The organism is Halobellus ordinarius (genome assembly GCF_031823395.1).
In the GTDB taxonomy this organism is placed as follows: domain Archaea; phylum Halobacteriota; class Halobacteria; order Halobacteriales; family Haloferacaceae; genus Haloquadratum; species Haloquadratum ordinarius.
Genome location: NZ_JAVQKJ010000003.1, coordinates 306,788 through 331,637, shown reverse-complemented (window position 1 = coordinate 331,637; position 24,850 = coordinate 306,788). Strand labels below are relative to the sequence as shown.

The following is a 24,850-nucleotide window of genomic DNA, read 5'->3' as shown; positions in this document are numbered from 1 at the left end:
CACTTCGGGGCGACGTCGTGGCCGACGAGCCACACTGGCCGGCAATCGCATACTCGCTTTCGAGTACCTTTTATTCATCGTTGCGTGCTTCGGAAAGTACTTTAGGGATATCTGTGGATATCTACACGCTAATGGCTGTAGCTTGGCTGGACGACGTGCGGTCCGCCGACATCGACCACGTCGGCGGGAAGGCGGCCTCACTCGGCGAACTTACGGCGGCAGGCCTCCCTGTGCCGGCCGGATTCGTCGTGACCGCCGGAACCTACCGCGAGTTCATCGAGGACGCGGGCATCGACGAGGAACTGTTCGCTGCCGTCGACGTCGATCACGAGGACACCGAGGCGCTCCGTGAGGCACACGAGCGTGCCCACGAACTCATTATGGAGACGCCGGTCCCCGACGACGTCAGGGAGGGAATCGTCTCGGCGTACCGGGACCTCGGCGACGGCGAGCGGTTCGTCGCCGTGCGTTCCTCGGCGACCGCCGAAGACCTGCCGGATGCCTCGTTCGCCGGCCAGCAGGAGACGTTCCTGAACGTCCAGGAGGACGCCCTGGTCGATCGCGTCAAGGAGTGCTGGGCGTCGCTTTTCTCCCAGCGGGCGATCTACTACCGGAACCGACAGGGGTTCCCCCACGACGCGGTCGACATCGCCGTGGTCGTCCAGGAGATGGTCCCCGCCGAGAAGTCGGGCGTGCTCTTCACCTCCCATCCCTCGACCGGCGAATCGCAGATCATCATCGAGGCCGCCTGGGGCCTCGGCGAGGCGGTCGTCTCGGGGTCGGTCTCCCCCGACAACTACGTCATCGACCGGGAGAGCGGCGAGGTCGAGACCATCACGGTCGCCGACAAGAAGGTGATGATGGAGAAAGACGAAGAGACCGGCGAGACCGTCGAACGGGAAGTCCCGGAGGAAAAGCGGAGCAAACGGGTCCTCGAAGACGAGGAGATCGACGAACTGGTCGAACTCGGCGAACGCGTCGAGGACCACTACGGAACCCCGCAGGACGTCGAGTGGGCGGTCTACGACGGCGACGTGTACATGCTCCAGTCCCGGCCGATCACCACGATCTCGGATGCCGACGACGACGAGCGTGAAACGGCCGTCGCCGGCACCAACGGCGGCGGATCGGACGGACCCGAGGTCGACTCCTCGAACTCCGGCGACGTCCTCTTCCGCGGGCTGGGGTCGAGCCCCGGGATCGCCTCCGGAAAGGCCCGCATCATCACGAAACTCGACCACCTCGACCAGGTCGGCGACGGCGACATCATCGTGACCGAGATGACGATGCCGGACATGGTCCCGGCGATGAAACGCGCGTCGGGCATCGTCACCGACGAGGGCGGGATGACCTCACACGCCGCGATCATCTCCCGCGAACTCGGCGTCCCGGCGGTCGTCGGCACGGGGTCGGCGACGCGGGAACTCGAAGACGGCCAGCAGATCACCATCGACGGCGACAAGGGCACGGTCCGCGAGGGGGCCGAACCCGAAGAGGAGCAGCACGAGCCCATCGAGGAGGCCCGCCCGAAGACGCCGGTGAAGCCGATGACGGCCACGGAGGTGAAAGTCAACGTCTCCATCCCCGAAGCAGCAGAGCGGGCCGCTGCGACCGGTGCCGACGGGGTCGGGCTCCTCCGCATCGAGCATATGGTGCTGTCGCTCGGACAGACGCCCTCGAAGTTCATCGCCGAGAACGGCGAGCGCGCGTACGTCGACGAACTGGTCGACGGCATCCAGACCGCCGCCGAGGAGTTCTACCCCCGGCCGGTTCGCGTCCGGACGCTGGATGCGCCGACCGACGAGTTCCGCCAACTCGAGGGCGGCGACGACGAGCCGAAAGAGCACAACCCGATGCTCGGCTACCGGGGGATCCGGCGCTCGCTCGACAACCCAGACCTCTTCGAGCACGAACTCGAGGCCTTCCGCCGAATCTACGAGATGGGCTACGACAACGTCGAAGTGATGTTCCCGCTCGTCAACGACGCCGAGGACGTCTCCCGCGCCCGTGAGTTGATGCGCCGGGCGGGCGTCGATCCGGAGAAGCGCGAGTGGGGCGTGATGGTCGAGACGCCTGCATCCGCCCTGGAGGTCGAGTCGATGGCCAAGGAGGGCATCGACTTCGTCTCCTTCGGGACGAACGACCTCACCCAGTACACCCTCGCGGTCGATCGGAACAACGAGCGGGTCGCCGACCGCTTCGACGAACTCCACCCGGCCGTGCTGAAACTCATCGGCGACACCATCGAGACCTGCCGCGAACTCGACGTCAAGACGAGCATCTGCGGGCAGGCCGCCTCCAAGCCGAGGATGGTCCAGTTCCTCGTCGAGAAGGGCGTCTCGTCGGTCTCGGCGAACATCGACGCCGTTCGCGACGTCCAACACGAGGCAAAGCGGATCGAACAGCGGCTCATCCTCGATTCGGTCCGCTGATCGGTCAAGGGGACGGCGCTGTCCGTTCCAGCCAGCCACCAGCCCGGAGCCGTCGTCCGTGTTTCCGACGGGAGAAATGCCTCGAACCGGAGAACAGAACCCCTAAACGCAACCGGAAAGTACAGACCGATATGCAGCGTGCGGCCCCACAGGAGTTCGACCGCGTGCTCTCTTCGATGTGCACGGTGCCGCACCCCGACGCCAGGGCGGCCGCGGAGCGATTTCTCGCCGTCAATCCCGGCGACCCGGCGACGTACGCCGACGTCTCCGAACTCGAAGCGCAAGCAGTCGCGACGCTCGGCGAACTGACCGGACTCGACGAAGTCGTTGAGGACGTCGACGGTGACGCCGGATCCGACGCCGACGGAGTCGGTGCGGCGCACGGCTACATCACGAGCGGCGGCACCGAGGCGAACCTCCAGGCGGTCAGGGCCGCACGCAATCGCTGCGACGTCGAGGACCCGAACATCGTCGTCCCCGACAGCGCCCACTTTTCGTTTTCCAAGGCCGCGGACGTCCTCGACGTGACGCTGCGGCGGGTGCCGACCGACGACGACCACCGGACGGATCCCGCGGCGGTCGCCGCCGCGGTCGACGAGCGGACGGTACTGGTCGTCGCCGTCGCCGGCAGCACCGAGTACGGCCGCGTCGATCCGATCCCCGAACTCGCTGCGATCGCACACGAGGCCGATTCGTACTGTCACGTCGACGCCGCGTGGGGCGGCTTTCTGCTTCCTTTCACCGACCACCAGTGGAACTTCGCGCACGCGCCGATCGATTCGCTGACGATCGACCCCCACAAGTGCGGCCGAGCGGTCATCCCCGCCGGCGGCCTGCTGTTCAGAGAGCGCGCCGGGATGGACGCCCTCGCCGTCGACACGCCGTATCTGGAGTCGACGTCGCAGGCGTCGCTGACGGGTACCCGGAGCGGCGCCGGGGTCGCGAGCGCCGCCGCCGCCCTGGAGACGCTGTGGCCCGACGGCTACCGCCGCGAGTACGAACGCGCCGCTCGGGTCTCACGATGGTTCGCCGACGAACTCCGCGAGCGGGGATACGAGGTCCCAGCCGTCGACCTCCCGATCGTCGTCGCCGACCTCTCGGCTGCGACGTTCGAGGCGCTCCGCGGGCGGGGCTGGCGGCTCTCCCGGACGGAATCGGGGCTGGTCCGGGTCGTCGTGATGCCGCACGTCACCCGGGAGATGCTCACCGGGGTCCTGGCCGACCTCGACGACGTGCGGTAGCCGGGAGGGCTGACGCCGAAACTCAAGACTTACCATCCCGCCCCCGTCAGTCACGAGTAGACGTGTCATTCGTCCCCGTGGCAGCCGCGCTCGATTCGCTCGCTCCCACGATCAGCATCTTCGGTCCCGCGGTGGCAGCGGACTTCCTCCCCGATTTCGGCTGGCTGTCCTCGGCCGTCGAGACGGCGACCGGCTGGCCCGGCGTGGGCATCATCTTCGTGTACTCGTTTCTCATCGCGTTCGCGCTCCCGGGCGTCAGCGAGGTCGTCCTCGCCGCGCCGCTGGATCTCGGCCTCTCTGAGTACGGCCGCCTGACGGTCATCATCCTCACGAGCGGCATCGGGAAGGCAGCCGGCAGCGTCTTCGCGTTCCACATCGGCCAGGAAGCAAAGCAGGCCGGCCCCGTCATCCGCTTTCTCCGCCGCTCCCGGTTCGACGTGATCGAGTGGTCCGAACGGCGGACGGTCGATGTCGCCCAGAAGTACGGGTACGCCGGCCTCGCGGCCGCGCTGTCGGTGCCCTTTTTCCCCGATACGATCTCGATCTACGCCTTCGCCGTCCTCGAGGAGGACTACGTGAAGTTCGCCGCGGCGACGTTCGTCGGCAGCGTCGGCCGCCTCCTCGTCACCCTGGTCGGCATCGGGACGTTCCTCAGACTGACCTGATACTGATTACTCTCACGTTTTACCGCCGAGTGCCATCCCAGTTGGCGGCGATCGGCGGGAAGAGACGAGCGTAATCAGTATGAGTGGCGGGAGGCGGCGCACCCGCCGACTCCGAACCAGCGGGATTTTGGTGTCCCCGGTTTGACTGTCCCCTATGAGCCACGAGGACTTCCCGACTGCGGACCCGGCGGTGGTGACCTGCGGGCTGCCGTACGCCAACGGCGACCTGCACATCGGTCACCTCCGGACGTACGTCGGCGGCGATATCTACAGCCGCGCGCTGAAGCGACTCGGACAGGAGACGGCGTTCGTCTGCGGGTCGGATATGCACGGCACGCCGGTCGCCGTCAACGCCGCCGAGGAAGGCGTCACGCCCGAGGCGTTCGCACTCCGCCACCACGAACAGTACGAGGAGACGTTCCCGAAGTTCGACGTCGACTTCGACAACTACGGCCACACCCACGACGAGACGAACGTCGAGACGACGCAGGAGATCGTCCGGGCGCTGGAGGAAGCGGGGTACGTCTACGAGAAGGAGATCCCCGTCGCCTACGACCCCGAGGCCGACCACTGGCTCCCGGACCGCTTCGTCGAGGGCGCGTGTCCGTACTGCGGCGAGCACGCCCGCGGCGACGAGTGCGACGAGGGCTGCGGCCGCCACCTCGAACCCGGCGAGATCGAAGACCCCGTCTCGACGATCACGGGCAATCCAGCGGAGTACCGCGAGCGCCGCCACAAGTTCTTCGCCGTCTCCGACCTCCAGGAGTATCTCGGCGAGTTCATCGACCGTCTCGAGGGCACCGCGAACGCACAGAACCAGCCCAGAGAGTGGATCGAGGGCGAACTCAAAGACTGGTGTATCACCCGGGATATGGACTGGGGCGTCGACTACCCCGGCGACGAGGACCTCGTGCTCTACGTCTGGGTCGACGCGCCGATCGAGTACATCTCCTCGACGAAGCAGTACACCGAGCGCGTCGGTCCCGACGTCTTCGACTGGGCGGACGTCTGGCGGGGCGAGGGCGGCGAGATCGTCCACATCATCGGCCGCGACATCATCCAGCACCACACCGTCTTCTGGCCGGCGATGCTCCGCGGGTCGGGCTACGCCGAACCGCGCGCGGTGATGGCCTCGGGATTCATCACGCTCGAAGGCAAGGGCTTCTCGACGTCCCGGAACCGCGCGGTCTGGGCCGACGAGTACCTCGACGAGGGCTTCCGGCCGGACCTGCTGCGCTACTATCTCGCGACCAACGGCGGGTTCCAGCAGGACGTCGACTTCTCGTGGGGCCGGTTCCGCGAGCGCGTGAACAACGAACTCGTCGGGACCGTCGGCAACTTCGTCTACCGCTCTCTGCTCTTCGCCGCCCGCGAGTTCGGCGGCGCGCCCGACGTCGACCTCTCGCCCGAGGTCCGCGAGCGGATCGAGACCGCAATCGAGGAGTTCCAGGCCGGCGTCAACGACTACTCCGTCCGCGAAGTCGGCGACGCCGCGGTCCGACTCGCGCAGTTCGGCAACGAGTACATCCAGCGGAACGAGCCCTGGAAACTCGACGACGACGACCCCGAGAAGGCGCAGGTCATCCGCGACTGCGTCCAGATCGCGAAGGCCGTCGCCGTGCTGTTCGAGCCGATCACCCCGGAAGCCGCCGAACACATCTGGGCGGACTTAAACGAGGCGGGCGACGTCCACGCCGTCGCGGTCGAGGCCGCGCTCGAACCGCCGGCCGGCGAGTTCGCCGAACCCGACGAACTGTTCGAGAAGATCCCCGAGGAGCGCGTCGAGGAACTGAACGCGAAACTCGAAGACCGGGTCGCCGAAGCGAGCGACGACGAGGGTGAAAAAGCGGACGGGGACGCTGAGAAGGGCGCTGACAGCGACGACGCGGCCGACGATACCGGCGAGTCGGCGCTGGACCTCGAACCGGTCGCCGACGGGCGGATCAGCTTCGACGACTTCCAGGAACTCGACATCCGCGTCGGCGAGATCCTCGAAGCCGAAGGCGTCGAAGACGCGGACAAGCTCGCGAAGCTGACGGTCGACATCGGCGTCGAGGAGCGACAGATCGTCGCCGGGATCAAACAGCTCCACGACATCGACTCGCTGCCCGGCACGAAGATCGTCGTCGTCGCCAACTTAGAGAAGGCCGAACTGTTCGGCATCGAATCCAACGGGATGTTGCTCGCGGCGGGCGAGCAGGCCGACCTCCTGACGACCCACGGCGACGCCGAGCCCGGGACGAAGATCAGGTAACGGATCCTCTCCGGACGTTCAACCGGGAAATGCCGCTGTTTTCCCCACGCCTCGCGGCACCGTCGGTCTTTTTAACTCGATCCCGAGTATTGGTTGCTATGAGACGAGCGAAGATCGTCTGCACGCTCGGCCCGGCGTCGGACGACGAATCCACGATTCGGGCCCTCGCGGACGCTGGGATGAGCGTCGCGCGGCTCAACGCGAGCCACGGGACGTCGGAGCACCGCCGCGAGATCATCGACCGGATCCGCTCGGTCGACAACGTGGTCGACCGCCCGGTGGCGGCGATGGTCGACCTCCAGGGACCGGAGGTCAGGACCGCCCCGCTCGAGGAATCGATCCATTTGGAGACCGGTAGCGAGGTTCGCTTCCGCGAGGGCGAGGACGCGACCCCGGAGACTGTCGGCCTCTCGTATTCGATCGCCGCGGCCGAGCCCGGCGACGTGATCCTGCTGGACGACGGGCGGATCGAAGCGACCGTTACGTCGGTCGAGGGCGACACCGTCGTCGCGCGGATCGACTCCGGCGGGGAACTCGCCGGACGAAAGGGCGTCAACCTCCCCGGCGTCGACCTCGGGATCGACCTCATCACCGAACGGGACCGGACGGAACTCGCACTGGCCGCCGAGACTGAGGCGGACTTCGTCGCGGCCTCCTTCGTCCGGTCGGCGGCGGACGTCTACACCATCAGCGACGCGCTCGACGAACTCGGCGCCGACATCCCGGTGGTCGCGAAGATCGAACGCGCGGGCGCCGTCGAGAACTTAGACGAGATCATCGACGCCGCCTACGCCGTGATGGTCGCCCGCGGGGACCTCGGCGTCGAGATGCCCTTAGAGGACGTGCCGATCATCCAGAAGCGCATCATCCGCAAGTGTCACGCCACCGGCACGCCGGTCATCACCGCCACGGAGATGCTCGACTCGATGGTCCACGCCCGGCGGCCGACGCGCGCGGAGGCCTCCGACGTCGCCAACGCGGTGCTCGACGGCACCGACGCCGTGATGCTCTCCGGGGAGACGGCGATCGGCGACGATCCCGTCCGGGTCGTAGAGACGATGGATCGGATCGTCCGGCAGGTCGAAGCCAGCGACGAGTACGCCGAGGGACGAGAGAGACGGATCCCGGCCGCCGACGAGGACTCGCGGACCGAGGCGCTGGCGCGATCCGCGCGGTATCTCGCGCGCGACGTCGGCGCCAGCGCGGTGGTCACCGCCTCGGAGTCCGGCTACACGGCGCGGAAGACTGCGAAGTTCCGCCCCGGGGTGCCGGTGGTCGCGACGACGCCGACCGATCGGGTCCGCCGCCAACTCGCGCTCTCGTGGGGCGTCATCCCGATGTACTCCTCGTACCGGGAGGACATCGATCAGATGATGGACGACGCCGTCGAAGCAGCCCTCGGCGCCGGAGTCGCGCGCTCCGGCGACACGCTGGTGGTCCTCTCGGGGATGATGACCGAACTCGAGGGGACGAACACGACGAATATGCTGAAACTCCACGTCGCCGCCGAGACCGTCGCCACGGGGCGGAAGGTCGTCGCCGGACGCGCTGCGGGGCCCCTCGCCGTCTCCGAGGACGGTGACCTCTCCGCAGTTCCGGAGGGGGCGATCCTGTCGCTGCCGGCGACCTTCGAGGGTGAGTTCCACGGCGACACGTCGAAGATTGCGGGCATCGTCGACGCACGACCCGGGATGACGGGCTATCCCGCGATCATCGCCCGGGAACTCGGCATTCCGATGGTCTCCGGGGCGCCGCTCCCGAAACGGCTGTCTCCGGGGACGACCCTGACCCTGCTCGCCGGCCGGGGCGTGGTCTACGAGGGCGACCTCATCAGTCACCGCGAGCGCGAGATAGCGAATCCGTAGCCGCGAGCGGCAGGCCTTTTTCCGTTGCGGACGTACAGTCGGTAATGACCGATTCCGACGACATCGATCCTGCCTCCGACAGCAGTTTGGCCGGCCGCGGTGACGACTCCGAGAACTCCGCGGACGATGTCGCTCCCCGCCCTATCCCTCACGTGAAGGGGGATTCTGCGGCTGACACTCGCGATGGCGCAGAATCCGACAGCGGGATGGTCGACGACGAGGAGCTCCCGTTCCCCCGCGAGCCGATCGAACCGGAGACGCCCACCGCCGAGAACGCCCTGTTCGTCGTGCTCGGCGTTCTCGGAACGGTGGGGCTGCTGGCGACTGCGATCGTTCCCGGCGTGCTCTGATAGGGATCATCGTAACTATCCATAGATTCTCGTCGGACCGGTCGGCGAGAAATCTATGAGGACTTACGATGATCCCTATGAGTTCCGTTCTCACGGCTCCGTCCCCGCGTTCGGATCGCTCGACGGCCGCCCGAACGGTTATCAGTTCTGATGCTGTGACCGTAGCGCTTTATGTGAGACCGCGGGTAGCGTAGCGTAACGACCGTCTCGCCGATGGCCCACGTCCACACCTTCGTCACTCTCGTGGTGATCGTCGCCCTCCTCGTCAGCGGCGCGGCTCCGGTGTCAGGACTCGTCAGTCGACCGACCGGCGCAACCGACGTCGGCGCCGACCGCCCGGCGCAGGTGGACGACGCCTCCGCGTCCTTCGGCGAGCAGAACGTAAGCGTCACCCGCGGCGACGAGGTGACGATCACCGTCAGCCACTCCGAGGCCACGAACCTCACCGTTGGCGGCCCCGAGTACGGCTTCCACCTCTCGGTCGCTCTGGGCGGGAGCGGTACCACGGAAGTCGTCATCGACACCCGCCGGACGACTGCGGCCGATCCCAACGAGTTCGTCGAGGGCGGGTCGCCGACGCTCCATTCCCGCCCCATCGACGAACCACTCGAACCGGAAGACTACCTGATGCGGGTCGAGATCGACGGCGTCGAGTACGATCTCGGGACGCTCACCGTCGAACCGCGCGGCGAGACGACCGTCGAGCGGTACCGCGCTCCCGGCGCGTTCTCGCCCGAGGAGTACGTCGGCGGCGGCGAGGACGGCGACGCCGACGTGGGGGAACTACAGGGGACGATGACCGAGGGATCGACCGTCGCTCGCGGCGACTACGCCGTCATCCGCATCGAAGAGAGCGGGCTGGAGACGGCGGTGAACGGGAGTGACCTCACCGGGAGCGCGGCCGCAAACGGCCTCAAGGTCAACTTCACCCAGACCGACCCCGGCCCAAACCACCAGCCGCGGGAGTACGTCGCGACCGACGCCGCGGACGTCGCGGTGCTGCCGAACCTCGAAGAGGACGAGATCTACGTCCTCTGGAACACCTCGGGGGTCGACATCGAATCCCAGGCCGAACGGAACCGCTACCGGGCGGAGTTCTCGCTCACCGCCGAGAGCGGCTTCGTCGACTCGACGACCACGCTCGCGGCGACGACGTTCCAACTGGAGCGACAGACCGTGTCGCTGTCGCCCGCAAACGACTCCACGCACTACCCCTGGGAGGACGACGCCTTCGCCGTGACCGGACAGACGAACCGCGCGCCGAACACGGCACTCGAAGTCCGCCTCCGTTCGCCCGATCCGAACGCCTTCCTCCAGTTGCGCGAGGTGACTGTCGGTCCCGACGGCGGCTTCGAGACCTCCTTCGACCTCGCCTCCGTCTCACGGGGGACGAACGCGACGCTTTGGGTCCGCAATCACTTCCTCGAAACCGCACAGGAGGTCCACCTCGTCGCGCCCGATCCGAGCGTTCGACTCGAAAACCAGACCGTGAACGGGACCGCCGTCACTGTCGCCAGCGCCGAAGTCCCCGCGGGCGGATTCGTCCGGCTCGTAGACGAGAACGGCTCACCGGTCGGTCGGAGTGAGTACCTCGACCCGGGGCGCCACGACGACATCGCCGCGGAACTGGGGGGACCGTTGTTCGAGACACAGACGCTCCGCGCGGAACTCGTCCGGGCCGGTGAGGACGGGTCCTACGACGCCGACGCGGAGGCGTACACCGCCAACGGGTCAGTCGTGAGCGACAGCGCCAGAATCGAGTTCCCGCAGGCGCCGACGGAGACTGCGACCGCGACGCGGTCGGCGACGGCCACGGCCACGGCAACTCCGACGGCGACGCCGTACCCCGTGGAGACGCGGACACCGCTGCCGCCGTCGGGGGTCTCCCAGTCCAGCCTCCCGCTGTCGCCGGGTGCCGCGATCGCGGCGCTCCTCGGCGCCGGTGCGCTCCTCGCACGACGGGGTGGTTCGCCGTGATTCCGGAACTCGAACCCGAGGAGTTCGTCTCGTTCCTCGCGGACCTGTGGAGCGAGCGCGGGTGGGAGGTGTCGGTCAAGGAGCGGGCCGACGAGACGCGGTTCGTCGTCGGGAAGCGCGGCGACGGCAAACGCGGGGTGATCTACGTCTTCCCGACGACGACGGCCACCGTGACCGAACGGCATCTGAAGCAGTTCGTCCGCTTCTGCCGGAAGCGGAGCATCGACGTCGCCGTCGTCGCGACGCAGGGTGCGTTCGCGGAGGGTGCCCAGCGGGTCGCCGCCCAGCGGAGCGTCCACCTCCTCGACCGCTCGAAGCTGGCAGACACGGTCGAGGAGGGCGACCTGCAGGAAGTCCTGCAGCGCTACACGGAGACGAGTCGACTCGATGCCCTCACACAGCGGCTCCGGGATCTCGGCGTGCCGGTGTCGACTGACGCGCTCCCGGGTGGGGTCTCGGGCATCGTCGCGACAGTCGCGTCGCTCGTCACTGCCGCCGTCGCGTGGGCGAGCACGAAGATCAGCGGCGACGTGGGCGTCACGTACACGGGGAACGATGACGATGCGGACGAATCCGGGGCCAGATCGCTCGCCTCGCGGTCGGTTCCGCTGGCGGTCGTTCCGGTCGTCCTGATCGTCGCGCTCGTGATCGGCGCGATGGTCGGTCCGGCCGTCGGCCTGGGGGCTGTCAGTCCGTTCGGAGCGGGCAGCGACGGCGGTGTCGAGGTCTCCTCGGTGTCGACGGCCGGCGCGAACGCGACGCTCGATGCCTACTGGAACGCGCGGATCACCGACTCGCTGACGGTAAACGGGACGACGTACGACGCCCCGGAGGGGCAGACGTTCGTCCTCGTGCGGATGAACGTCACCAACGGCGCCGACTCCCCGACGCAGTTCGACCAGACGGCGCTTTCGATCGAGGTCAGCGGCGAGCGCTACGGGCACCAGCCACTCGACGGGGCGACCGGATTCCCGAGCGCCGGACTCTTCGAGCCGGGCGAGAACCGCGAGGTGTGGACCGTCTTCAGCGTCCCGGCGGACACCGAGAGCGCGACCCTGCTGTACGAGGGCGACGGCGGCGTGCGCTTCGAGCGGTCGACGTCGTTGACGCCGGAGGCCACGATGGCGGACAAAAGCGGCTAATCGCCGAGCCGGTAGATTCCTGTGCGGATCCGACGGGCCCACCGTAATTTTTTATCGGTCAGGGTTCTCCCCCGGAGTGTCCGTGTTACACTCGCTCCCGTGGCTGGCGATTGCGGCGCTGGCGTCGGGCGCCATCTCCCTGTGGTTCCTCCGCTACCTCTGGCCGTACCGGAACCGGCTCGGTGGCCGCTTTTTCCTCGCGACGATCGGGTGTGAGGCGCTGTGGTCGCTGTCCTACGGCGTCGCGCTGTTCGTCTTCGATCCGGCGCTCCGGGCGGCGTTCGAGATCCCGATCTGGCTTTCGATCAACTTCATCGGCGTGTTCTTTCTCGCCTTTGCCTTCGAGTACACCGGCCGGGCGGCGCTCCTCCGGTCGAAGGTGATGGCCGGCGTCGTCTCCCTGCAGGTTCTCCATACCCTCATCGTCGTCACGAACCCGATCCACGGCATCGCCTGGAGCAACTACCGGATTGAGCCCGTCTTCGGGCTGGCGACGGTCGCGTACACCCACCAGCCGTGGCTGTTCGTGAACGCGGCGGGCTTCGTCCTGATGATCGCCGTCGCGTCGTTCCTCCTCGCAGATACGGTCTTCAGTTACGGGCCGCTGTACCGGACGCAGGCGGCAGCGATCGCGATCTCGCCGGTGTTTCCGGGGTTGCCCTTCCTGCTCTGGTTGGTCGAGACCGGGACGATGCCGCCGCTGAACCTCACGCCGCTTCTGTTTCCGATCCATCTTGCGTTCGATATGTACGCCTTCTTCTCCCGGGATATGTTCGAGATGGTCCCGGCGGCCCGGCGGGTCGCAGACCACGCCGCGATCGGCAACCTCGGCACTGCGGTCGTGATCGTCGATACCGGGACGCGGATCATCGAACTCAACGACGAGGCGGCGGAGATCCTCGGTGTCGACGCGAGCGACGCGCTCGGCCGACAGCTCTCGGCACACCTGCCCGATATCGACCTCGATGGCGACGCGGAGACACTTGCACGCACCGTCGATGGCCGTCGCCGCGAGTACGCGGTCACGACGTCGCCACTCACGGATTCCTCGGGCACCGCCGTCGGCGACACCATCGTCCTGCAGGACATCACCGAGGAACGGCGGCGCGAACAGCGGCTGGCGGTGCTCAACCGGGTGCTACGACACAATCTGCGGAACGATCTGAACGTCGTCCACGGATATCTGGAGATGGCCGAGGAGCGCGTCGGCGACGAGGGACTGCAGGAAATGCTCCAGACTGCCGAACGCAACACTGCGGCGGTACTGGCGCTGGGCGAGAAGGCGAGAGACATCGAGCGCGCCCTCGTCACCGACGACGATCCCGAACCGGTCGCGCTCCGGCCCATCGTCGCAGGAGTTGCCGCCGAACTCGCCGGCGAGGACTCGCCGGAAGCGATCACAGTCGACCTACCCGCCGACCTCCGCGTGCGGGCGAGTCCGTCGCTTCTGGAGATCGTCTTCGCGAACCTTCTGGAGAACGCCCTCGAACACAACCCGAGCGGTTCCCCGACAGCGACCGTCCGGGTCTCGGCGGTCGACCGGGCCGGGGATCGAGTGACGATCGAGATCCGCGACGACGGACCGGGGATACCCGAGCACGAACTCGGCGTGCTCGACGAAACCGAGGAGACGGCACTCGAACACGGCAGCGGACTCGGCCTGTGGATCGTGAAGTGGGGCGTCGTCTCCCTGGGTGGGGCCGTCAACTTCGACGTCTCGACCGAGGGAACGAGCGTCTTTCTCGACTTCCCGAACGCCAGCGTCGGCGCCGGCTCCGAGGCGTCGGCAGATGTGCCACCCTCCCGTGACAACGCTTAATCGTCCGCCAGCCCTACAGGATGTATGCTCGATGGAGCGCTCTCGGCCGCCCTACAGCTCTCGATTCCCCCGGAGACGCTGCCGCTTTTACTCGTCACTGCGGGGGTCGGAATCAGTGTCCTCGAGGCGCTGGCGCCCGGAGCGCACTTCATCGTCCTCGGGATCGCGCTCCTCGCTGCGGGGCTCGTCGGACTCCTCATCGGCCCACTGGCGTCGCCGATCGTCCTCGGCGCCCTGGTTTTGGTCTTCGGCGCCTTGGCGCTCTACGGCTACCGCGAGTTCGATCTCTACGGCGGGAAAGGCTCCGGTCAGACCAGCGACTCGGCGAGCCTCCAGGGGCGGACTGGCCGCGTCACGGAACGCGTCACGCCCACCGGCGGCGAAGTCAAACTCGACGATGGCGGCTTCAACCCCTACTACTCCGCGCGCTCCGTCGACGGCGAGATCCCGGTCGACACCGAGGTGGTCGTCCTCGACCCCGGCGGTGGGAACGTGGTAACGGTCGAATCGATGTCGGGCGGCTACGACCAGATCGATCGCGAACTGGATCGCGGACGCGAGGCGGAGGCCGCGGATAGTAGTGAAACGACGAATGGACACACTGACGACGAAACCACCTCCGAGCGCGAGGACGAAACCGAGACCGAAACGGAACGGAACTGACCGCTGCGAGGTCGCTGTCACACCGGTTCACTCTCGGATCCACCCCCCTCGCTTTTGCTCTCGCTGATTCCGTGAACGCGGCGTTACCCCCTGACAGGCCAACGCTTATGAGCGCGACAGCCTAACTCCGGGTATGGCATTTGGTCCCGTTCCGCTACAGCCGGCGTTCGGTATTCCAACAGTCGGGATACTCGTGCTCCTCCTGGCGATCGTCACCGTCTACCAGATGGTCGAGATCGTCGATGCCTACGAGAAAAAGGCGCTCACGGTGTTCGGCGAGTACCGGAAACTGCTGCAACCGGGGATCAGCTTCATTCCCCCGTTCGTTTCGCGGACGTACGCCTTCGATATGCGGACCCAGACGCTCGACGTCCCCAGGCAGGAAGCGATCACGCGGGACAACTCGCCGGTCACCGCCGACGCCGTCGTCTACATCAAGGTGATGGACGCCAAGAAGGCGTTCCTGGAGGTCGACGACTACAAGCGCGCGGTCTCGAACCTCGCACAGACCACGCTGCGGGCCGTCATCGGCGACATGGAACTCGACGACACGCTCAACAAGCGACAGGAGATCAACGGCCGGATCCGTCGCGAACTCGACGAGCCGACCGACGAGTGGGGGGTCCGCGTCGAGTCAGTCGAGGTCCGCGAGGTCAACCCCTCGAAGGACGTCCAGCAGGCGATGGAGCAGCAGACGTCCGCCGAGCGTCGTCGCCGGGCGATGATCCTCGAAGCGCAGGGCGAACGGCGCTCTGCGGTCGAGCAGGCCGAGGGTGAAAAGCAGTCGAACATCATCCGCGCACAGGGTGAAAAGCAGAGCCAGATCCTCGAAGCGCAGGGTGACGCCATCTCGACGGTCCTCCGTGCGAAGTCCGCCGAATCGATGGGCGAGCGGGCGATCATCGAGAAGGGGATGGAGAGCCTAGAGACGATCGGGCAGGGCGAGTCGACGACGTTCGTCCTCCCGCAGGAGCTCACGAGCTTGCTGGGGCGCTACGGCCGGCAGCTGACCGACTCCGACGTGCAGGAGTCCGCCGGGCTGGACAGCCTCGAGTTCGATGCGGAGACGCGAGAACTGCTCGGGCTCGACGACATCGAGGAGATTCTGGGCCAGATCGACGCCGCGACCGAGATGGACGTCGAGGAACTCGAACAGGAGGCCGAGGCGATCAAACGCGGCGCGGGGACGGACATCAAAGACGCCGACGACGTCATCACCGAAGTCGACGAGGAGACGACGATGTCCGGTTCCGAAGCCGTCGGGGACGGCACGGTCCCACCGGAGGACAGCGACGACGAGTCCGAGGAGGCAGAGCCGGCTGTCGAAAAGGAACGGGAGTAATCTCCGACGGCCCGCCGGAGCGACGCAGCGGCCCGCCGGCAGGGTCAACCCGAACGAAGCGCTTTTGACTGGTTCACGCCCTACGGGTACCCACTGAATGTCGGGTCAACGTATCGACGAGGACAAGCGGGCGACGCTCCGACGCTTTGCGGCGTTCGGAGCGGCCTCGCCGCTCGTCGGGCTCGGTGCCAGCGAGGGCGCCGACGCCGAATCCGACACCACGAGCGACGCGCGCGACGCCATCGTCGGGTACGTTGCATCGACGCCGGGCGCGCACTTCTCGAAGATCCGTGACGATCTCGGGCTCGGCACCGGCGAGACCCAACACCATCTCCGGACGCTTCTGGACGACGAGGTGCTCGTCTACCGGCGCGACGGCGATTACAAGCGCTTTTTCCCGGCCGATCGGTTCTCGGCGTTCGAGCAGGTCGCGCTGGGCTATCTCCGCCGCCGGACGCCCCGGGGAATGCTCGTCGAACTCCTCCGGACTCCAGGCGCCAGCGGCTCGGCGCTCGCCGATCGGCTCGACGTCTCGCGGGCGACTATCAGCGGCTACGCGCGCGAACTCGACGAGGCGGGCGTGCTCTCACGAGAGGGCGCCTACGCCGTGGAACGCCCGGAAACGCTCCTGACGCTCGTCGTCAGATACGCGGACTCGTTCGGCCCGGACGCGGCAGCCCTGGCCGACGACGCCGACTCGCTGCTCGAATACGATCCGTAGCGGTCGAGAGTTCGGAAACACGCCGACTCGGCCACCCGCCCGACTGTACTCAGTGCCCTTCGAGAACCTCAGCCCTGCGTTTCCGTCCCGGTTCCGACGCTCTCCTCGACGTCAGCGGTCGACACGAGCGCCCTCACGGATTCTGCGTTGACTAGACTCAGGAGGGCGGCCGGCTCACCCGAGACGATGACGGCGCCGAACGATCGGTACTCCTCGTCGACATCCGCGCCCGACGTCTCCGCGACGGCGCCGGTGAGAGCGTCGATCGCCTCGTTCAGGTACTCCTCGCGGATCTCGGCGAACTCCTCTTGGGCCTCCTCCTGGGTGATGTTCCCGTTCTGGAGTTCCTCCTGGAGTGCGACCTGTTCCTCCTGCAGTGCTTTCTGGTCGACGTTCGCGATGGCGGCGACGCTTCCGACGCTCGCGTCGTCGCCGTCGTTCTGTGCGGCAGTGCCGCTCTCGCCGCCGAGGTCGAGTTGGTCCGTACAGCCCGCCAGCAGCATCCCGCCGCCGACGCTAATGCCTTCCAGAAACCGTCGCCGTTTCGGGGTCGTCTCGTCCATTAACGCTGCAAAATTGCCGCTCCGAACGGATAAGACTGTGTTTTGCGTCCGATCGGACCGCTCAGCGTGTTACTTTCCACGTCGTTCCCGAGGAATAGCCCCACTTCTCGACGGTGATGTCGACGTTGCCGTCGATGATCGCACGCATATTGGCGCCGACCTCCTTGGCGGAGAGTTCCAGATGCTCGGCGATGAGCCGTGATTTGAAGTACGTCCGCTCGTCGACGTTGGCACGGAGGTACTGGAGGATCCGGCGCTGCTTCTCGGTGAGATCCGTCGTGGGTGGCGTCGCGGCGGTCGTGCTCATACCTCCCTCTACAGACTGCCGCCGTATGAGGGGTTTGGTACACGAGGTTAACACCGCGCTGTCGTGCGATTCTTGCCGCGAGAGCAGCCCGACCGGCCTCGTAGGCCCCGCCGCTGGGTACGGTCACCTAACTCGTTGAGATTCCGGGGGCAGTAGCCACGCGAAGGCAGAAAGTTGATACCGCCGCCACGGCCATCGTCGGGTAATGGACGGTCGCCGGGAGGACACGGAACCCGACTCGACGCGCGGCGGTAGCGCCGCCGAGGCCGACGTCGAAGTGAGCGTCGTCCTCCCGGCCTACAACGAAGCGGAGACGATCGAAGAGACGGTGGAGACGACGCTCCGGACGCTCGCCGCGTTTCTCCCGGCCGGCACGTTCGAGGTCATCGTCGCCGAAGACGGCTGTGAGGACCGGACGCCTGAGATCGCCGACCGGCTCGCAGCCGCCGACGAGCGGATCCGACACGTCCACAGCGACGAGCGACTGGGGCGTGGCGGGGCGCTGGAACGCGCCTTCGCGGCCGCCGAGGGCGAGACGCTCGTCTACTTCGACACGGATCTCGCGACCGATATGCGGCATCTCGAAGAGCTCGTCGACCGCGTTCGCTCCGGCGCCGCGGATGTGGCGACCGGATCCCGGTGGCTCCCCGGCAACCGGGCCGACCGGCCGGCGAAACGCGGCGTTCCGAGTCGCGTGTACAACGGACTCGTTCGGGCCGTCCTCCGCTCGGATCTCAGAGACCACCAGTGCGGCTTCAAGGCGTTCAGCCGGGACGCGTTCGAGGATCTCCGGACTGACGTCGAGGACGACCACTGGTTCTGGGACACGGAGATGCTCGTGCGTGCCCAGCGGGCCGGTTACGAGGTCGCGGAGTTCCCCGTCGAGTGGACGCCGAAGGGCGATACGAAGGTCGACCTCGTCCGCGACGTCCTGGGGATGGGCAGCCAGATTCTCCGGACGTTCTGGCAGCTTTCGGTCCGGCCGCGGCTCTCGCGACGTGTCAGCATCGGCGCCGGCGCGGTGCTGGCGGTGCTTGCTCTCGCCTTGATGACACAGTATATCGATTTCGGCACGGTGTTCGCCGAGATGCGCGAGGCCGATCCCCTCCTGGTCGGAATCGCCACCTTCGTGTACGTGCTGTCGTGGCCGTTGCGCGGTCAGCGCTACCGTGACATCCTCGCGGAACTCGGGTTCCACGAGAAACTCGGCTTCCTCACTGGCGCAGTGTTCATCAGCCAGACCGGAAACCTGGTCTTCCCCGCCCGCGCGGGCGATCTGATCCGGGCCTACGTGGTGAAGGCCAGACGCGGCATCCCGTATCCGACCGGGTTCGCGTCGCTCGCGGCCGAGCGGGTGTTCGACCTGCTCACCATCGCCTCGATGGCCGGCGTCGTCCTCATCGGCTACACGGCCACGGGACAGACTGCCGAACTCGCCCGGACCGTCGTCGGGGCGGAGGGTGCCGGCCGCGTGGCTGTCCTCGTCGCGACGGCCGTGGGGCTCGCCGCCGTCGCGGCCGTCGTCGTCATCGCGCTCTCGGCGCGGAGCGACCGCGACTACGTCACCGCGCTCGTGTACCGGGTAAGCACCGACTCTTATGCCGACTTCGTCGCGGGCGTCATCAGCCGGTTCGTCAGCGACCTCCAGGCAGTCGCCGGCACCCGGGGCGGCTTCGCTCGCGTCGGCGTGACGAGCGTCGCGATCTGGACGCTCGACGTCGTGACCGCGCTCCTGGTGCTGGCGGCCTTTTCACCCGGTCTCCCGTTCGTCGAACTCGTGGCGGTCTCCTTCTTCGCGGTGAGCGTCGGCAACCTCGCGAAAGTGCTCCCGCTCTCGCCCGGCGGCGTCGGCCTCTACGAGGGCGCGTTCACGCTGCTCGTGGTCGGTTTGACGCCGCTTGGTGCCGAACTCGCCCTCGGCGCAGCCGTGCTCGACCACGCCGTGAAGAACTTGGTCACAGTCATCGGCGGCTACGGCTCGATGCTCGCGCTCAACGTCTCGCTGACGACAGCCGTCGAGGAGACCCGCGAGGTTCGCGAGGCGGGGGACGAGGCGCCAGAACTCGACTGATCGGGTTGCCGGGAGAGAACGTCCGGTCTCCGGCTCAGTAGAGGTCGCTCAGGAACGGCGACGCTGCGGCTGCCACGGCCGCCGCCAGCGCATCCGTCCGCGTCAACTGGCCCGCTGTGAACGCGCCCGCGGCACCCTGTTTCTTCGCGACGTCGGATTCCCCGAGCACGTCGTCCATCACCGGTCCCAGTTCCTCGCCATCGCGGACTCGCTCGCCGATCGAGGCGGGCAGCGGCAGGCTCGGTCCGGAGCCGACGCCCCATCGGTCGCCGTCGGTGACCGCGGCCCACATCACGAGGTGAAGCGCGTCGGCGTCGGTCTCGCGGTCGACCGCGTCGTCCGCTCCGGCCCCGACCCCAGCGACGCCCCCCTCGATGCCGACGCCGAGGTCGGAGGCGGCAGCGTCGGTGTCTGTCCCTCCCACGTCGGCGTCCAGCGCCGCTTCCGCTCGGTTTCTCGCGCCCGCTCGCGTCTCGCTGTGGCCGATCGGCTGTTCACTCACGCCGGACGGAACCGGCGCTGAAACGACCGTCGCGTCCGGGAACACGCGGACCGTCGCGTCGCGTTTCACCGGGTTCCCGCTGCCGACTGCGATTCGCATACCCGCGTGTGGACGGTCCCAGGCGTTACGTGTGTCGCTTCTGGCCGGCGATCTGCCGTGTGAGAATCGTAGCGAACAGTCGACACACTGGCAGATCCCGCGTCGACGTGCCGAGCAACCGCTTCCCGACGCGGGTCAATTTCTACGGCATACGCCCGCTGGCCTCGGCTTCGTATATAAACGTCCGCTCGATCCCGGGAGACCGGTTCCGGGGGCTCACTCGCTCTCGCCGTGTAGCAGGCCCGCGAGCGTCTCGATCCCCTCGACGAGCGCTGGACTCGGCTGGTTCAGGAGGTCGTCGTCGAGCACGTGGACGGCGCTGTCGACGTCCCAGCCGCGGTCGGCGAGGAGGCTCGGATCGGCGCGGTCGCCGTGTCCGCAGTGGTGGATGACGACGTGGTCGGGATCGACGCCTTCGACCCGCTCGCGGGACACTTCCTGGGACCGGTCACCGGGATCGCAGAACGGGTATCGGCCCCCGGCTGTTTCCACCGCCTCGGGGACCCAGTTTCCGGCGGCCATCGGCGGATCGCCCCACTCCTCGCAGTAGACGACCGGGCGCGGCTCGTCCGCAGTGGGTTCGTCCGGTGTGACCCGCGCTTCGACCGAATCGAGCCGCTCGCGACAGTCCTCGGCCAACTGCTCGCCTGCGTCTGGCCGACCGACTGCACGGCCGAGTGTCCCAAAGGAGTCGACGACCGCATCGAGGGAGTCGGGTTCGACGTGGCAGACGTCGTAGCCGCGCTCGCGGAGTTCGGCGGCAATCTCCGCCTGCAACCCGTCGGCCGTGCAGACGAGGTCGGGAGCGAGTTCGGCCAGACGGTCGTACTCCGGGTTCAGCCAGCCGCCGACGACCGGACGGTCGAGCCCACAGTGGGTTGTGACGCCGACGATCAGGTCGCCGGCACCCATCGCTGACAGCGTCGCAGTCGCACTCGGGGCCAGGGAGACAACGCGTCCGATCTCTCGTTCGCCGGCGCCGGACGGTTCCATACCCGCCACTCGAACGGCGACGACAAGTGCGTTGCGGGCTGGCGGACGCGAGCCGCCGTAACCCCTATATAAACTATCACGGTCGTTGTCGATGGACCGCTCGATCGGGGGCTGTGCGCGCGTTTCGGGCGACCGATTCCGAACGCTTTTTATATTCTCCGTCGGTGGAGTTGGTACGGACCGCTCCGGGCCTCTCACATCCGTATCCCTGGCACGGGGCATTCGTCGTATACCGATGAGCGAGAAGAGTACCTACACTCGCGTGAACGCGAGCACGAGAGACGAGTCGCGAACGAACGACGGCCGAGGCGGCGATTCGGCCGGTCAGCGCTGGGTTCGGCCCGGAGAAGAGGAAGAAGAGAGCGAAACCGAGAGCGAAACCGAGGAGCTTCGGTGTCCGGAGTGTGGCGGCAACGTCGTCGCGGACGACGAGCACGGCGAAACCGTCTGTGACGACTGCGGACTGGTCATCACCGAGGACTCCGTCGACCGCGGCCCCGAATGGCGCGCGTTCGACTCCAAAGAAAAGGACCAGAAGTCCCGCGTCGGCGCGCCGACGACGAACACGATGCACGACAAGGGGCTGTCGACGAACATCGACTGGCGCGACCGCGACGCCTACGGCAACTCCCTGTCGTCGAACCAGCGCCAGAAGATGCAACGGCTCCGGAAGTGGAACGAGCGGTTCCGCACCCGCGACTCGAAAGAGCGGAACCTCAAGCAGGCCCTCGGCGAGATCGACCGGATGGCCTCCGCGCTCGGCCTCCCCGAGAACGTCCGCGAGACGGCGTCGGTCATCTACCGCCGCGCGCTCGACGAGGACCTCCTGCCCGGTCGCTCCATCGAGGGCGTCGCTACCTCGTGTGTCTACGCCGCAGCGCGGATGGCGGGCGTCCCCCGCTCGCTGGACGAGATCGCGGAGGTCTCCCGCGTCCCGAAGAGCGAGGTCGCACGGACCTACCGGTACATCGCCCGCGAGCTCTCGCTGGAGGTCAAGCCCGCGGATCCCGAACAGTACGTCCCGCGCTTCGCCTCGGAACTCGGCCTCTCCGACGAGGCCAAGATGCGCGCCCGACAGCTGCTGAAGAACGCCAAGGAAAAGGGCGTCCACTCGGGGAAGTCGCCGGTCGGCCTCGCGGCCGCCGCGGTGTACGCCGCTGCGCTTCTCACCAACGAGAAGACCACGCAGGCGGCCGTCAGCGAAGTCGCGGACATCTCCGAGGTCACGATCCGCAACCGCTACCACGAACTGCTGGAAGCCGAGGAGAGCATCGGAATCGCCTAAAGACGCCGATTTCGCCGCGCTGCTACGGTGACGCGATCGTCACGCTTTTTCCGGACGTTTAAGAGTCGTGACGGTGTCGACTACTGACGTGACCGGAACTCGTCGCCGCGCGCTGATCGCGACGCTCGTTGCTGTCCTCGGTGCCAGCCTCGGCATCGCCGGGGCCGGACACCTGTATCTCCGGCGGTGGCGGCGGGCCGCCGCCTGGTTCACGTTCGTCGTGGGCGCGATGCTCGTGTTGCTCTCGGTCTTCGCCGACCCGGCGATCTTGAGCCTCTCGGATCCTGGCGCGCTCGCGGCGCTGGAACCGTCCGACCTCCCTGCTACCGTCACCGTGCCGCTCTTCGGCCTGTTGCTGCTCAGCGCGTTCGACGCCTATCGACTGGCCGCCGTCGGCCCGCGGACGACTGACGAGCCGCAGTGTCCGAACTGCGGCGGCGAACTCGACACCGAGATCGACTTCTGTCCGTGGTGTACCGTCGAGTTGGAGTGGGAAGACCCCCAGCCCGAAAACTGATACCGAGTACTCTCACTTTTTTCCCGCCAAGGCTACCCCCGTTGGCGGCGCTCGGTGGGCAGAGACGAGAGAATTAATCTGAGCCCTACTTCTCGATGATGCTCTCTTCGACGGCCTCGCCGAAGTGCCGCGCGGTCTGCTCGTAGTATAGCCGGATCTCGTCGCCCTCCGCCAGATCAGTGACGGCCGTCCGGCCCTCGCGAGTGTGGACCTTGATCGTCTCGGCGTTCTGCAGCAGGGTCTCGACGCGGTCGCCGTCGACCTCGGCCTCGATCCGGAACATCGGGCGCTTCTCGATCTTCACGCGGCCGACGACCGCTTCCCGGGTCTTGCCGTCGCTGTCGACGACCTGCACCTCGTCGCCGCTCTTGAGCTCCGAGAGGTACTTCGTGCCGCCGTCGGGCGTCCGGACGTAGGCGTGGACAGCCCCGGCGTTGACCCGGAACGGCCGGGAGGCGACGTACGGCGATTCGGCGGTCTCGGCGTGGACGAAGAAGAGGCCGCGGCTCATACTGCCGACGAGCATCCCCTCGTCGTGGTCCATCAGGTTCCCCGTGTCGACGCAGACGCGGTCGGCCATCCCGGTGCGTTCGACGGCCGTCACGGTCGCCCACTGGAGGTCCAGCGTCTCCCGTTCGGCCTCGTCGCGGATCTCGACGGTCCGTCTGATCTCGTCGGGGTCGTCCGAGTCCAAGAGCACGCCGTCGGCGCCGAGTTCCAGCGTCTCGAAGGCGGTCTTCGCTTCCTCGGCCGTCGTCACGCCGGCGATCAGGTCGGTCTCCTCGCCGATCCGCGCGATGAGGTTCTCCAGCGGGATGATCGTCCAGTCCTCGCCGACGACGATGGTGTACTCGGCCTCGCCGGCGGCCTCCTCGGCGAACGCTTCGTACTCCTCGGAGAAGATCCGGACGTAGGCGCCCTGTGCGCGCTCGTCCTCCCGGCGGAGGGTCGTGAGATCCGCAGAGCCGGAGAAGTCACCGGGGAGGTCGACCGTGCCGTCGCCCTCGCCGTTCTTGCCGACGACGTACGCGTCGGGCTCCCCGCCGAACTCGTCGTCGTAGACGTCCGTGTCCGCCTCGCCGTCGTCGTCGCTCACGTCGTCGATGAGGCTCGTCTCGGCGTTCGTGCGGAACGCGGCCACCGAGACGTCCCCCAACGACTGCACGCGGTCGACGTCGCCCTCGTCGACGAGCACCCAGTCGACCCCGGCTTCCAGTCCCGCGGTGATCCGCCGTTTCCGTGTCTCCCAGTCGCCGACTGTATCGTCGGCTTTGAGCCAGACGCTTCGTGTCATCGTTGTCGGTCCAACTCGGCCGGCGCGCTTGAACGTGGCGACTCTGGGGAGGTTTGCCGCGGGGGTCCTACCCGTCGTCGATCGGCGGGACCGACTCGACGGCCGAGACGGGGCGTGGCTCCGCCGGGTTCGCGTCTCCCGCCCGCAACCGACGGTGATACCAGACGACGTCGTGCCACTCGCCGAGTTTGAACCCGGCGGCGGGGAACCGACCGACCCGCTCGAACCCGTGTCGCTCGTGGAACTGTTCGCTCTCCGGGTTCGGCATCCCGAGCGCTGCGTAGGCCGAACAGTAGCCCTGTCGGCGGAGCGTCCCGAGCAGGCGGTCGTAGAGTGCCGTCCCGACGCCCGCGCGGTGACGCTCCGGATCGACGTAGATCGACGTCTCGACCGCCCAGCGGTACGCCGGGCGTTCGCGGAGTTGGCTGCCGAATGCGTAGCCGACGACGGTGCCGCCGGACTCGTCCGCTTTGCCGCCATCGGTCTCCCCCTCGACCGCGACGTACCACGGATACTCGTCGTGCTCGCGCTTCTCGCGGATGTCGGCCTCGACGGTCGCGACCGACGGAACCTCGGTGCGGAACGTCGCGGGCGACTCCCGAACGAAGGGCGCGTAGATGTCGCGGACGGCCTCGGCGTCGGCCGGGCGGGCGGCCCGGAGGGGCACCTCCGTCTCGGGGCCGGAGTCCGAGTCGGGGTTCGGTGGCTCGCTCATACACGCGGCTCCGCCTCGCTGCCTAACCGATCT

The 24,850-nt window shown here is 67.5% G+C and carries 21 protein-coding genes; 15 read left to right on the top strand and 6 right to left on the bottom strand.

The features are described from left to right. The first annotated feature begins 131 nt into the window (after positions 1-131). The 12 genes from ppsA to RJT48_RS05055 all read left to right on the top strand — a co-directional run bounded on the left by ppsA (position 132) and on the right by RJT48_RS05055 (position 16,471). On the top strand, positions 132-2,432 hold the full coding sequence (ppsA, locus tag RJT48_RS05110; RefSeq protein WP_311171165.1) for a phosphoenolpyruvate synthase: 2,301 nt from the start codon (positions 132-134) through the stop codon (positions 2,430-2,432). Positions 2,433-2,563: 131 nt separating this feature from the next. Continuing rightward, entirely contained in the window at positions 2,564-3,673 is a 1,110-nt protein-coding gene (mfnA, locus tag RJT48_RS05105) for a tyrosine decarboxylase MfnA (RefSeq protein ID WP_311171164.1), read from the top strand. 110 nt (positions 3,674-3,783) lie between these two features. Next, positions 3,784-4,338, top strand: coding sequence for a YqaA family protein (locus RJT48_RS05100; RefSeq protein ID WP_345784732.1), 555 nt, complete (start codon positions 3,784-3,786; stop codon positions 4,336-4,338). 154 nt (positions 4,339-4,492) lie between these two features. Then, a complete protein-coding gene (metG, locus tag RJT48_RS05095; RefSeq protein ID WP_311171163.1) occupies positions 4,493-6,592 on the top strand; it encodes a methionine--tRNA ligase in 2,100 nt (699 codons plus the stop codon). 98 nt (positions 6,593-6,690) lie between these two features. Then, positions 6,691-8,457, top strand: coding sequence for a pyruvate kinase (gene pyk, locus RJT48_RS05090; protein WP_311171162.1), 1,767 nt, complete (start codon positions 6,691-6,693; stop codon positions 8,455-8,457). Between the two features lie 44 nt (positions 8,458-8,501). Continuing rightward, on the top strand, positions 8,502-8,807 hold the full coding sequence (locus RJT48_RS05085) for a DUF7312 domain-containing protein (RefSeq protein ID WP_311171161.1): 306 nt from the start codon (positions 8,502-8,504) through the stop codon (positions 8,805-8,807). Between the two features lie 213 nt (positions 8,808-9,020). Then, the gene (locus tag RJT48_RS05080) at positions 9,021-10,784 is read left to right on the top strand and encodes a DUF7282 domain-containing protein (protein WP_311171160.1); all 1,764 of its coding nucleotides are present in this window, start codon (positions 9,021-9,023) and stop codon (positions 10,782-10,784) included. Further along, a complete protein-coding gene (locus tag RJT48_RS05075) occupies positions 10,781-11,926 on the top strand; it encodes a restriction endonuclease (protein ID WP_311171159.1) in 1,146 nt (381 codons plus the stop codon). The genes RJT48_RS05080 and RJT48_RS05075 overlap by 4 nt, the downstream gene beginning before the upstream one ends. 82 nt (positions 11,927-12,008) lie before the next feature. Next, positions 12,009-13,745 carry a sensor histidine kinase gene (locus tag RJT48_RS05070; protein ID WP_311171158.1) on the top strand — a complete coding sequence of 579 codons (1,737 nt, stop codon included), beginning with the start codon at positions 12,009-12,011 and terminating at the stop codon, positions 13,743-13,745. A gap of 24 nt (positions 13,746-13,769) precedes the next feature. Beyond that, the gene (locus tag RJT48_RS05065) at positions 13,770-14,408 is read left to right on the top strand and encodes an NfeD family protein (protein WP_311171157.1); all 639 of its coding nucleotides are present in this window, start codon (positions 13,770-13,772) and stop codon (positions 14,406-14,408) included. A gap of 133 nt (positions 14,409-14,541) precedes the next feature. Continuing rightward, the gene (locus tag RJT48_RS05060) at positions 14,542-15,750 is read left to right on the top strand and encodes an SPFH domain-containing protein (RefSeq protein ID WP_311171156.1); all 1,209 of its coding nucleotides are present in this window, start codon (positions 14,542-14,544) and stop codon (positions 15,748-15,750) included. Between the two features lie 97 nt (positions 15,751-15,847). Then, positions 15,848-16,471 carry a winged helix-turn-helix transcriptional regulator gene (locus RJT48_RS05055; protein WP_311171155.1) on the top strand — a complete coding sequence of 208 codons (624 nt, stop codon included), beginning with the start codon at positions 15,848-15,850 and terminating at the stop codon, positions 16,469-16,471. 68 nt (positions 16,472-16,539) lie between these two features. On the opposite strand, the gene RJT48_RS05050 is transcribed toward RJT48_RS05055, so the two are convergent. After that, complete coding sequence (locus tag RJT48_RS05050; RefSeq protein WP_311171154.1) at positions 16,540-17,034, bottom strand: hypothetical protein; 495 nt, start codon at positions 17,032-17,034, stop codon at positions 16,540-16,542. 61 nt (positions 17,035-17,095) lie between these two features. Beyond that, complete coding sequence (locus tag RJT48_RS05045; protein ID WP_311171153.1) at positions 17,096-17,341, bottom strand: DUF7123 family protein; 246 nt, start codon at positions 17,339-17,341, stop codon at positions 17,096-17,098. Between the two features lie 205 nt (positions 17,342-17,546). Between RJT48_RS05045 and RJT48_RS05040 the strand changes: the two genes are divergently transcribed. Beyond that, positions 17,547-19,412, top strand: a complete 1,866-nt coding sequence (locus tag RJT48_RS05040; RefSeq protein ID WP_311171152.1) for a flippase-like domain-containing protein — start codon at positions 17,547-17,549, stop codon at positions 19,410-19,412. Between the two features lie 34 nt (positions 19,413-19,446). Here the strand turns inward: RJT48_RS05040 and RJT48_RS05035 are convergent, their stop codons facing one another. Then, positions 19,447-20,013 carry a DUF84 family protein gene (locus RJT48_RS05035; RefSeq protein WP_311171151.1) on the bottom strand — a complete coding sequence of 189 codons (567 nt, stop codon included), beginning with the start codon at positions 20,011-20,013 and terminating at the stop codon, positions 19,447-19,449. A 216-nt stretch (positions 20,014-20,229) separates the two neighbouring features. Next, the gene (locus RJT48_RS05030) at positions 20,230-21,006 is read right to left on the bottom strand and encodes a helical backbone metal receptor (RefSeq protein WP_311171150.1); all 777 of its coding nucleotides are present in this window, start codon (positions 21,004-21,006) and stop codon (positions 20,230-20,232) included. A gap of 235 nt (positions 21,007-21,241) precedes the next feature. Here RJT48_RS05030 and RJT48_RS05025 point away from each other — a divergent pair, with 235 nt between their 5' ends. Beyond that, positions 21,242-22,291, top strand: a complete 1,050-nt coding sequence (locus RJT48_RS05025; RefSeq protein ID WP_311171149.1) for a transcription initiation factor IIB — start codon at positions 21,242-21,244, stop codon at positions 22,289-22,291. An 88-nt stretch (positions 22,292-22,379) separates the two neighbouring features. After that, positions 22,380-22,808 (top strand): DUF7575 domain-containing protein, encoded by a 429-nt coding sequence (locus RJT48_RS05020; RefSeq protein WP_311171344.1) that lies wholly within the window; start codon positions 22,380-22,382, stop codon positions 22,806-22,808. An 85-nt stretch (positions 22,809-22,893) separates the two neighbouring features. Here RJT48_RS05020 and RJT48_RS05015 read toward each other — a convergent pair whose 3' ends face one another. Together RJT48_RS05015 and RJT48_RS05010 are read right to left on the bottom strand one after the other, a co-directional pair. Then, positions 22,894-24,102, bottom strand: a complete 1,209-nt coding sequence (locus RJT48_RS05015; protein ID WP_311171147.1) for a 3-dehydroquinate synthase II — start codon at positions 24,100-24,102, stop codon at positions 22,894-22,896. Between the two features lie 67 nt (positions 24,103-24,169). Further along, entirely contained in the window at positions 24,170-24,817 is a 648-nt protein-coding gene (locus RJT48_RS05010) for a GNAT family N-acetyltransferase (RefSeq protein ID WP_311171146.1), read from the bottom strand. Positions 24,818-24,850: the final 33 nt, after the last annotated feature.

What these genes read in the sequence shown, in the direction of transcription:
- RJT48_RS05030 (WP_311171150.1), bottom strand. Translation starts at nt 21,006, where the DNA reads ATGGAACCGTCCGGCGCCGGCGAACGAGAGATCGGACGCGTTGTCTCC.
- pyk (WP_311171162.1), top strand. Translation starts at nt 6,691, where the DNA reads ATGAGACGAGCGAAGATCGTCTGCACGCTCGGCCCGGCGTCGGACGAC.
- RJT48_RS05085 (WP_311171161.1), top strand. Translation starts at nt 8,502, where the DNA reads ATGACCGATTCCGACGACATCGATCCTGCCTCCGACAGCAGTTTGGCC.
- ppsA (WP_311171165.1), top strand. Translation starts at nt 132, where the DNA reads ATGGCTGTAGCTTGGCTGGACGACGTGCGGTCCGCCGACATCGACCAC.
- RJT48_RS05040 (WP_311171152.1), top strand. Translation starts at nt 17,547, where the DNA reads ATGGACGGTCGCCGGGAGGACACGGAACCCGACTCGACGCGCGGCGGT.
- RJT48_RS05050 (WP_311171154.1), bottom strand. Translation starts at nt 17,034, where the DNA reads ATGGACGAGACGACCCCGAAACGGCGACGGTTTCTGGAAGGCATTAGC.
- RJT48_RS05015 (WP_311171147.1), bottom strand. Translation starts at nt 24,102, where the DNA reads ATGACACGAAGCGTCTGGCTCAAAGCCGACGATACAGTCGGCGACTGG.
- RJT48_RS05010 (WP_311171146.1), bottom strand. Translation starts at nt 24,817, where the DNA reads ATGAGCGAGCCACCGAACCCCGACTCGGACTCCGGCCCCGAGACGGAG.
- RJT48_RS05080 (WP_311171160.1), top strand. Translation starts at nt 9,021, where the DNA reads ATGGCCCACGTCCACACCTTCGTCACTCTCGTGGTGATCGTCGCCCTC.
- RJT48_RS05045 (WP_311171153.1), bottom strand. Translation starts at nt 17,341, where the DNA reads ATGAGCACGACCGCCGCGACGCCACCCACGACGGATCTCACCGAGAAG.
- RJT48_RS05060 (WP_311171156.1), top strand. Translation starts at nt 14,542, where the DNA reads ATGGCATTTGGTCCCGTTCCGCTACAGCCGGCGTTCGGTATTCCAACA.
- RJT48_RS05025 (WP_311171149.1), top strand. Translation starts at nt 21,242, where the DNA reads ATGAGCGAGAAGAGTACCTACACTCGCGTGAACGCGAGCACGAGAGAC.
- RJT48_RS05065 (WP_311171157.1), top strand. Translation starts at nt 13,770, where the DNA reads ATGCTCGATGGAGCGCTCTCGGCCGCCCTACAGCTCTCGATTCCCCCG.
- RJT48_RS05055 (WP_311171155.1), top strand. Translation starts at nt 15,848, where the DNA reads ATGTCGGGTCAACGTATCGACGAGGACAAGCGGGCGACGCTCCGACGC.
- RJT48_RS05035 (WP_311171151.1), bottom strand. Translation starts at nt 20,013, where the DNA reads ATGCGAATCGCAGTCGGCAGCGGGAACCCGGTGAAACGCGACGCGACG.
- metG (WP_311171163.1), top strand. Translation starts at nt 4,493, where the DNA reads ATGAGCCACGAGGACTTCCCGACTGCGGACCCGGCGGTGGTGACCTGC.
- mfnA (WP_311171164.1), top strand. Translation starts at nt 2,564, where the DNA reads ATGCAGCGTGCGGCCCCACAGGAGTTCGACCGCGTGCTCTCTTCGATG.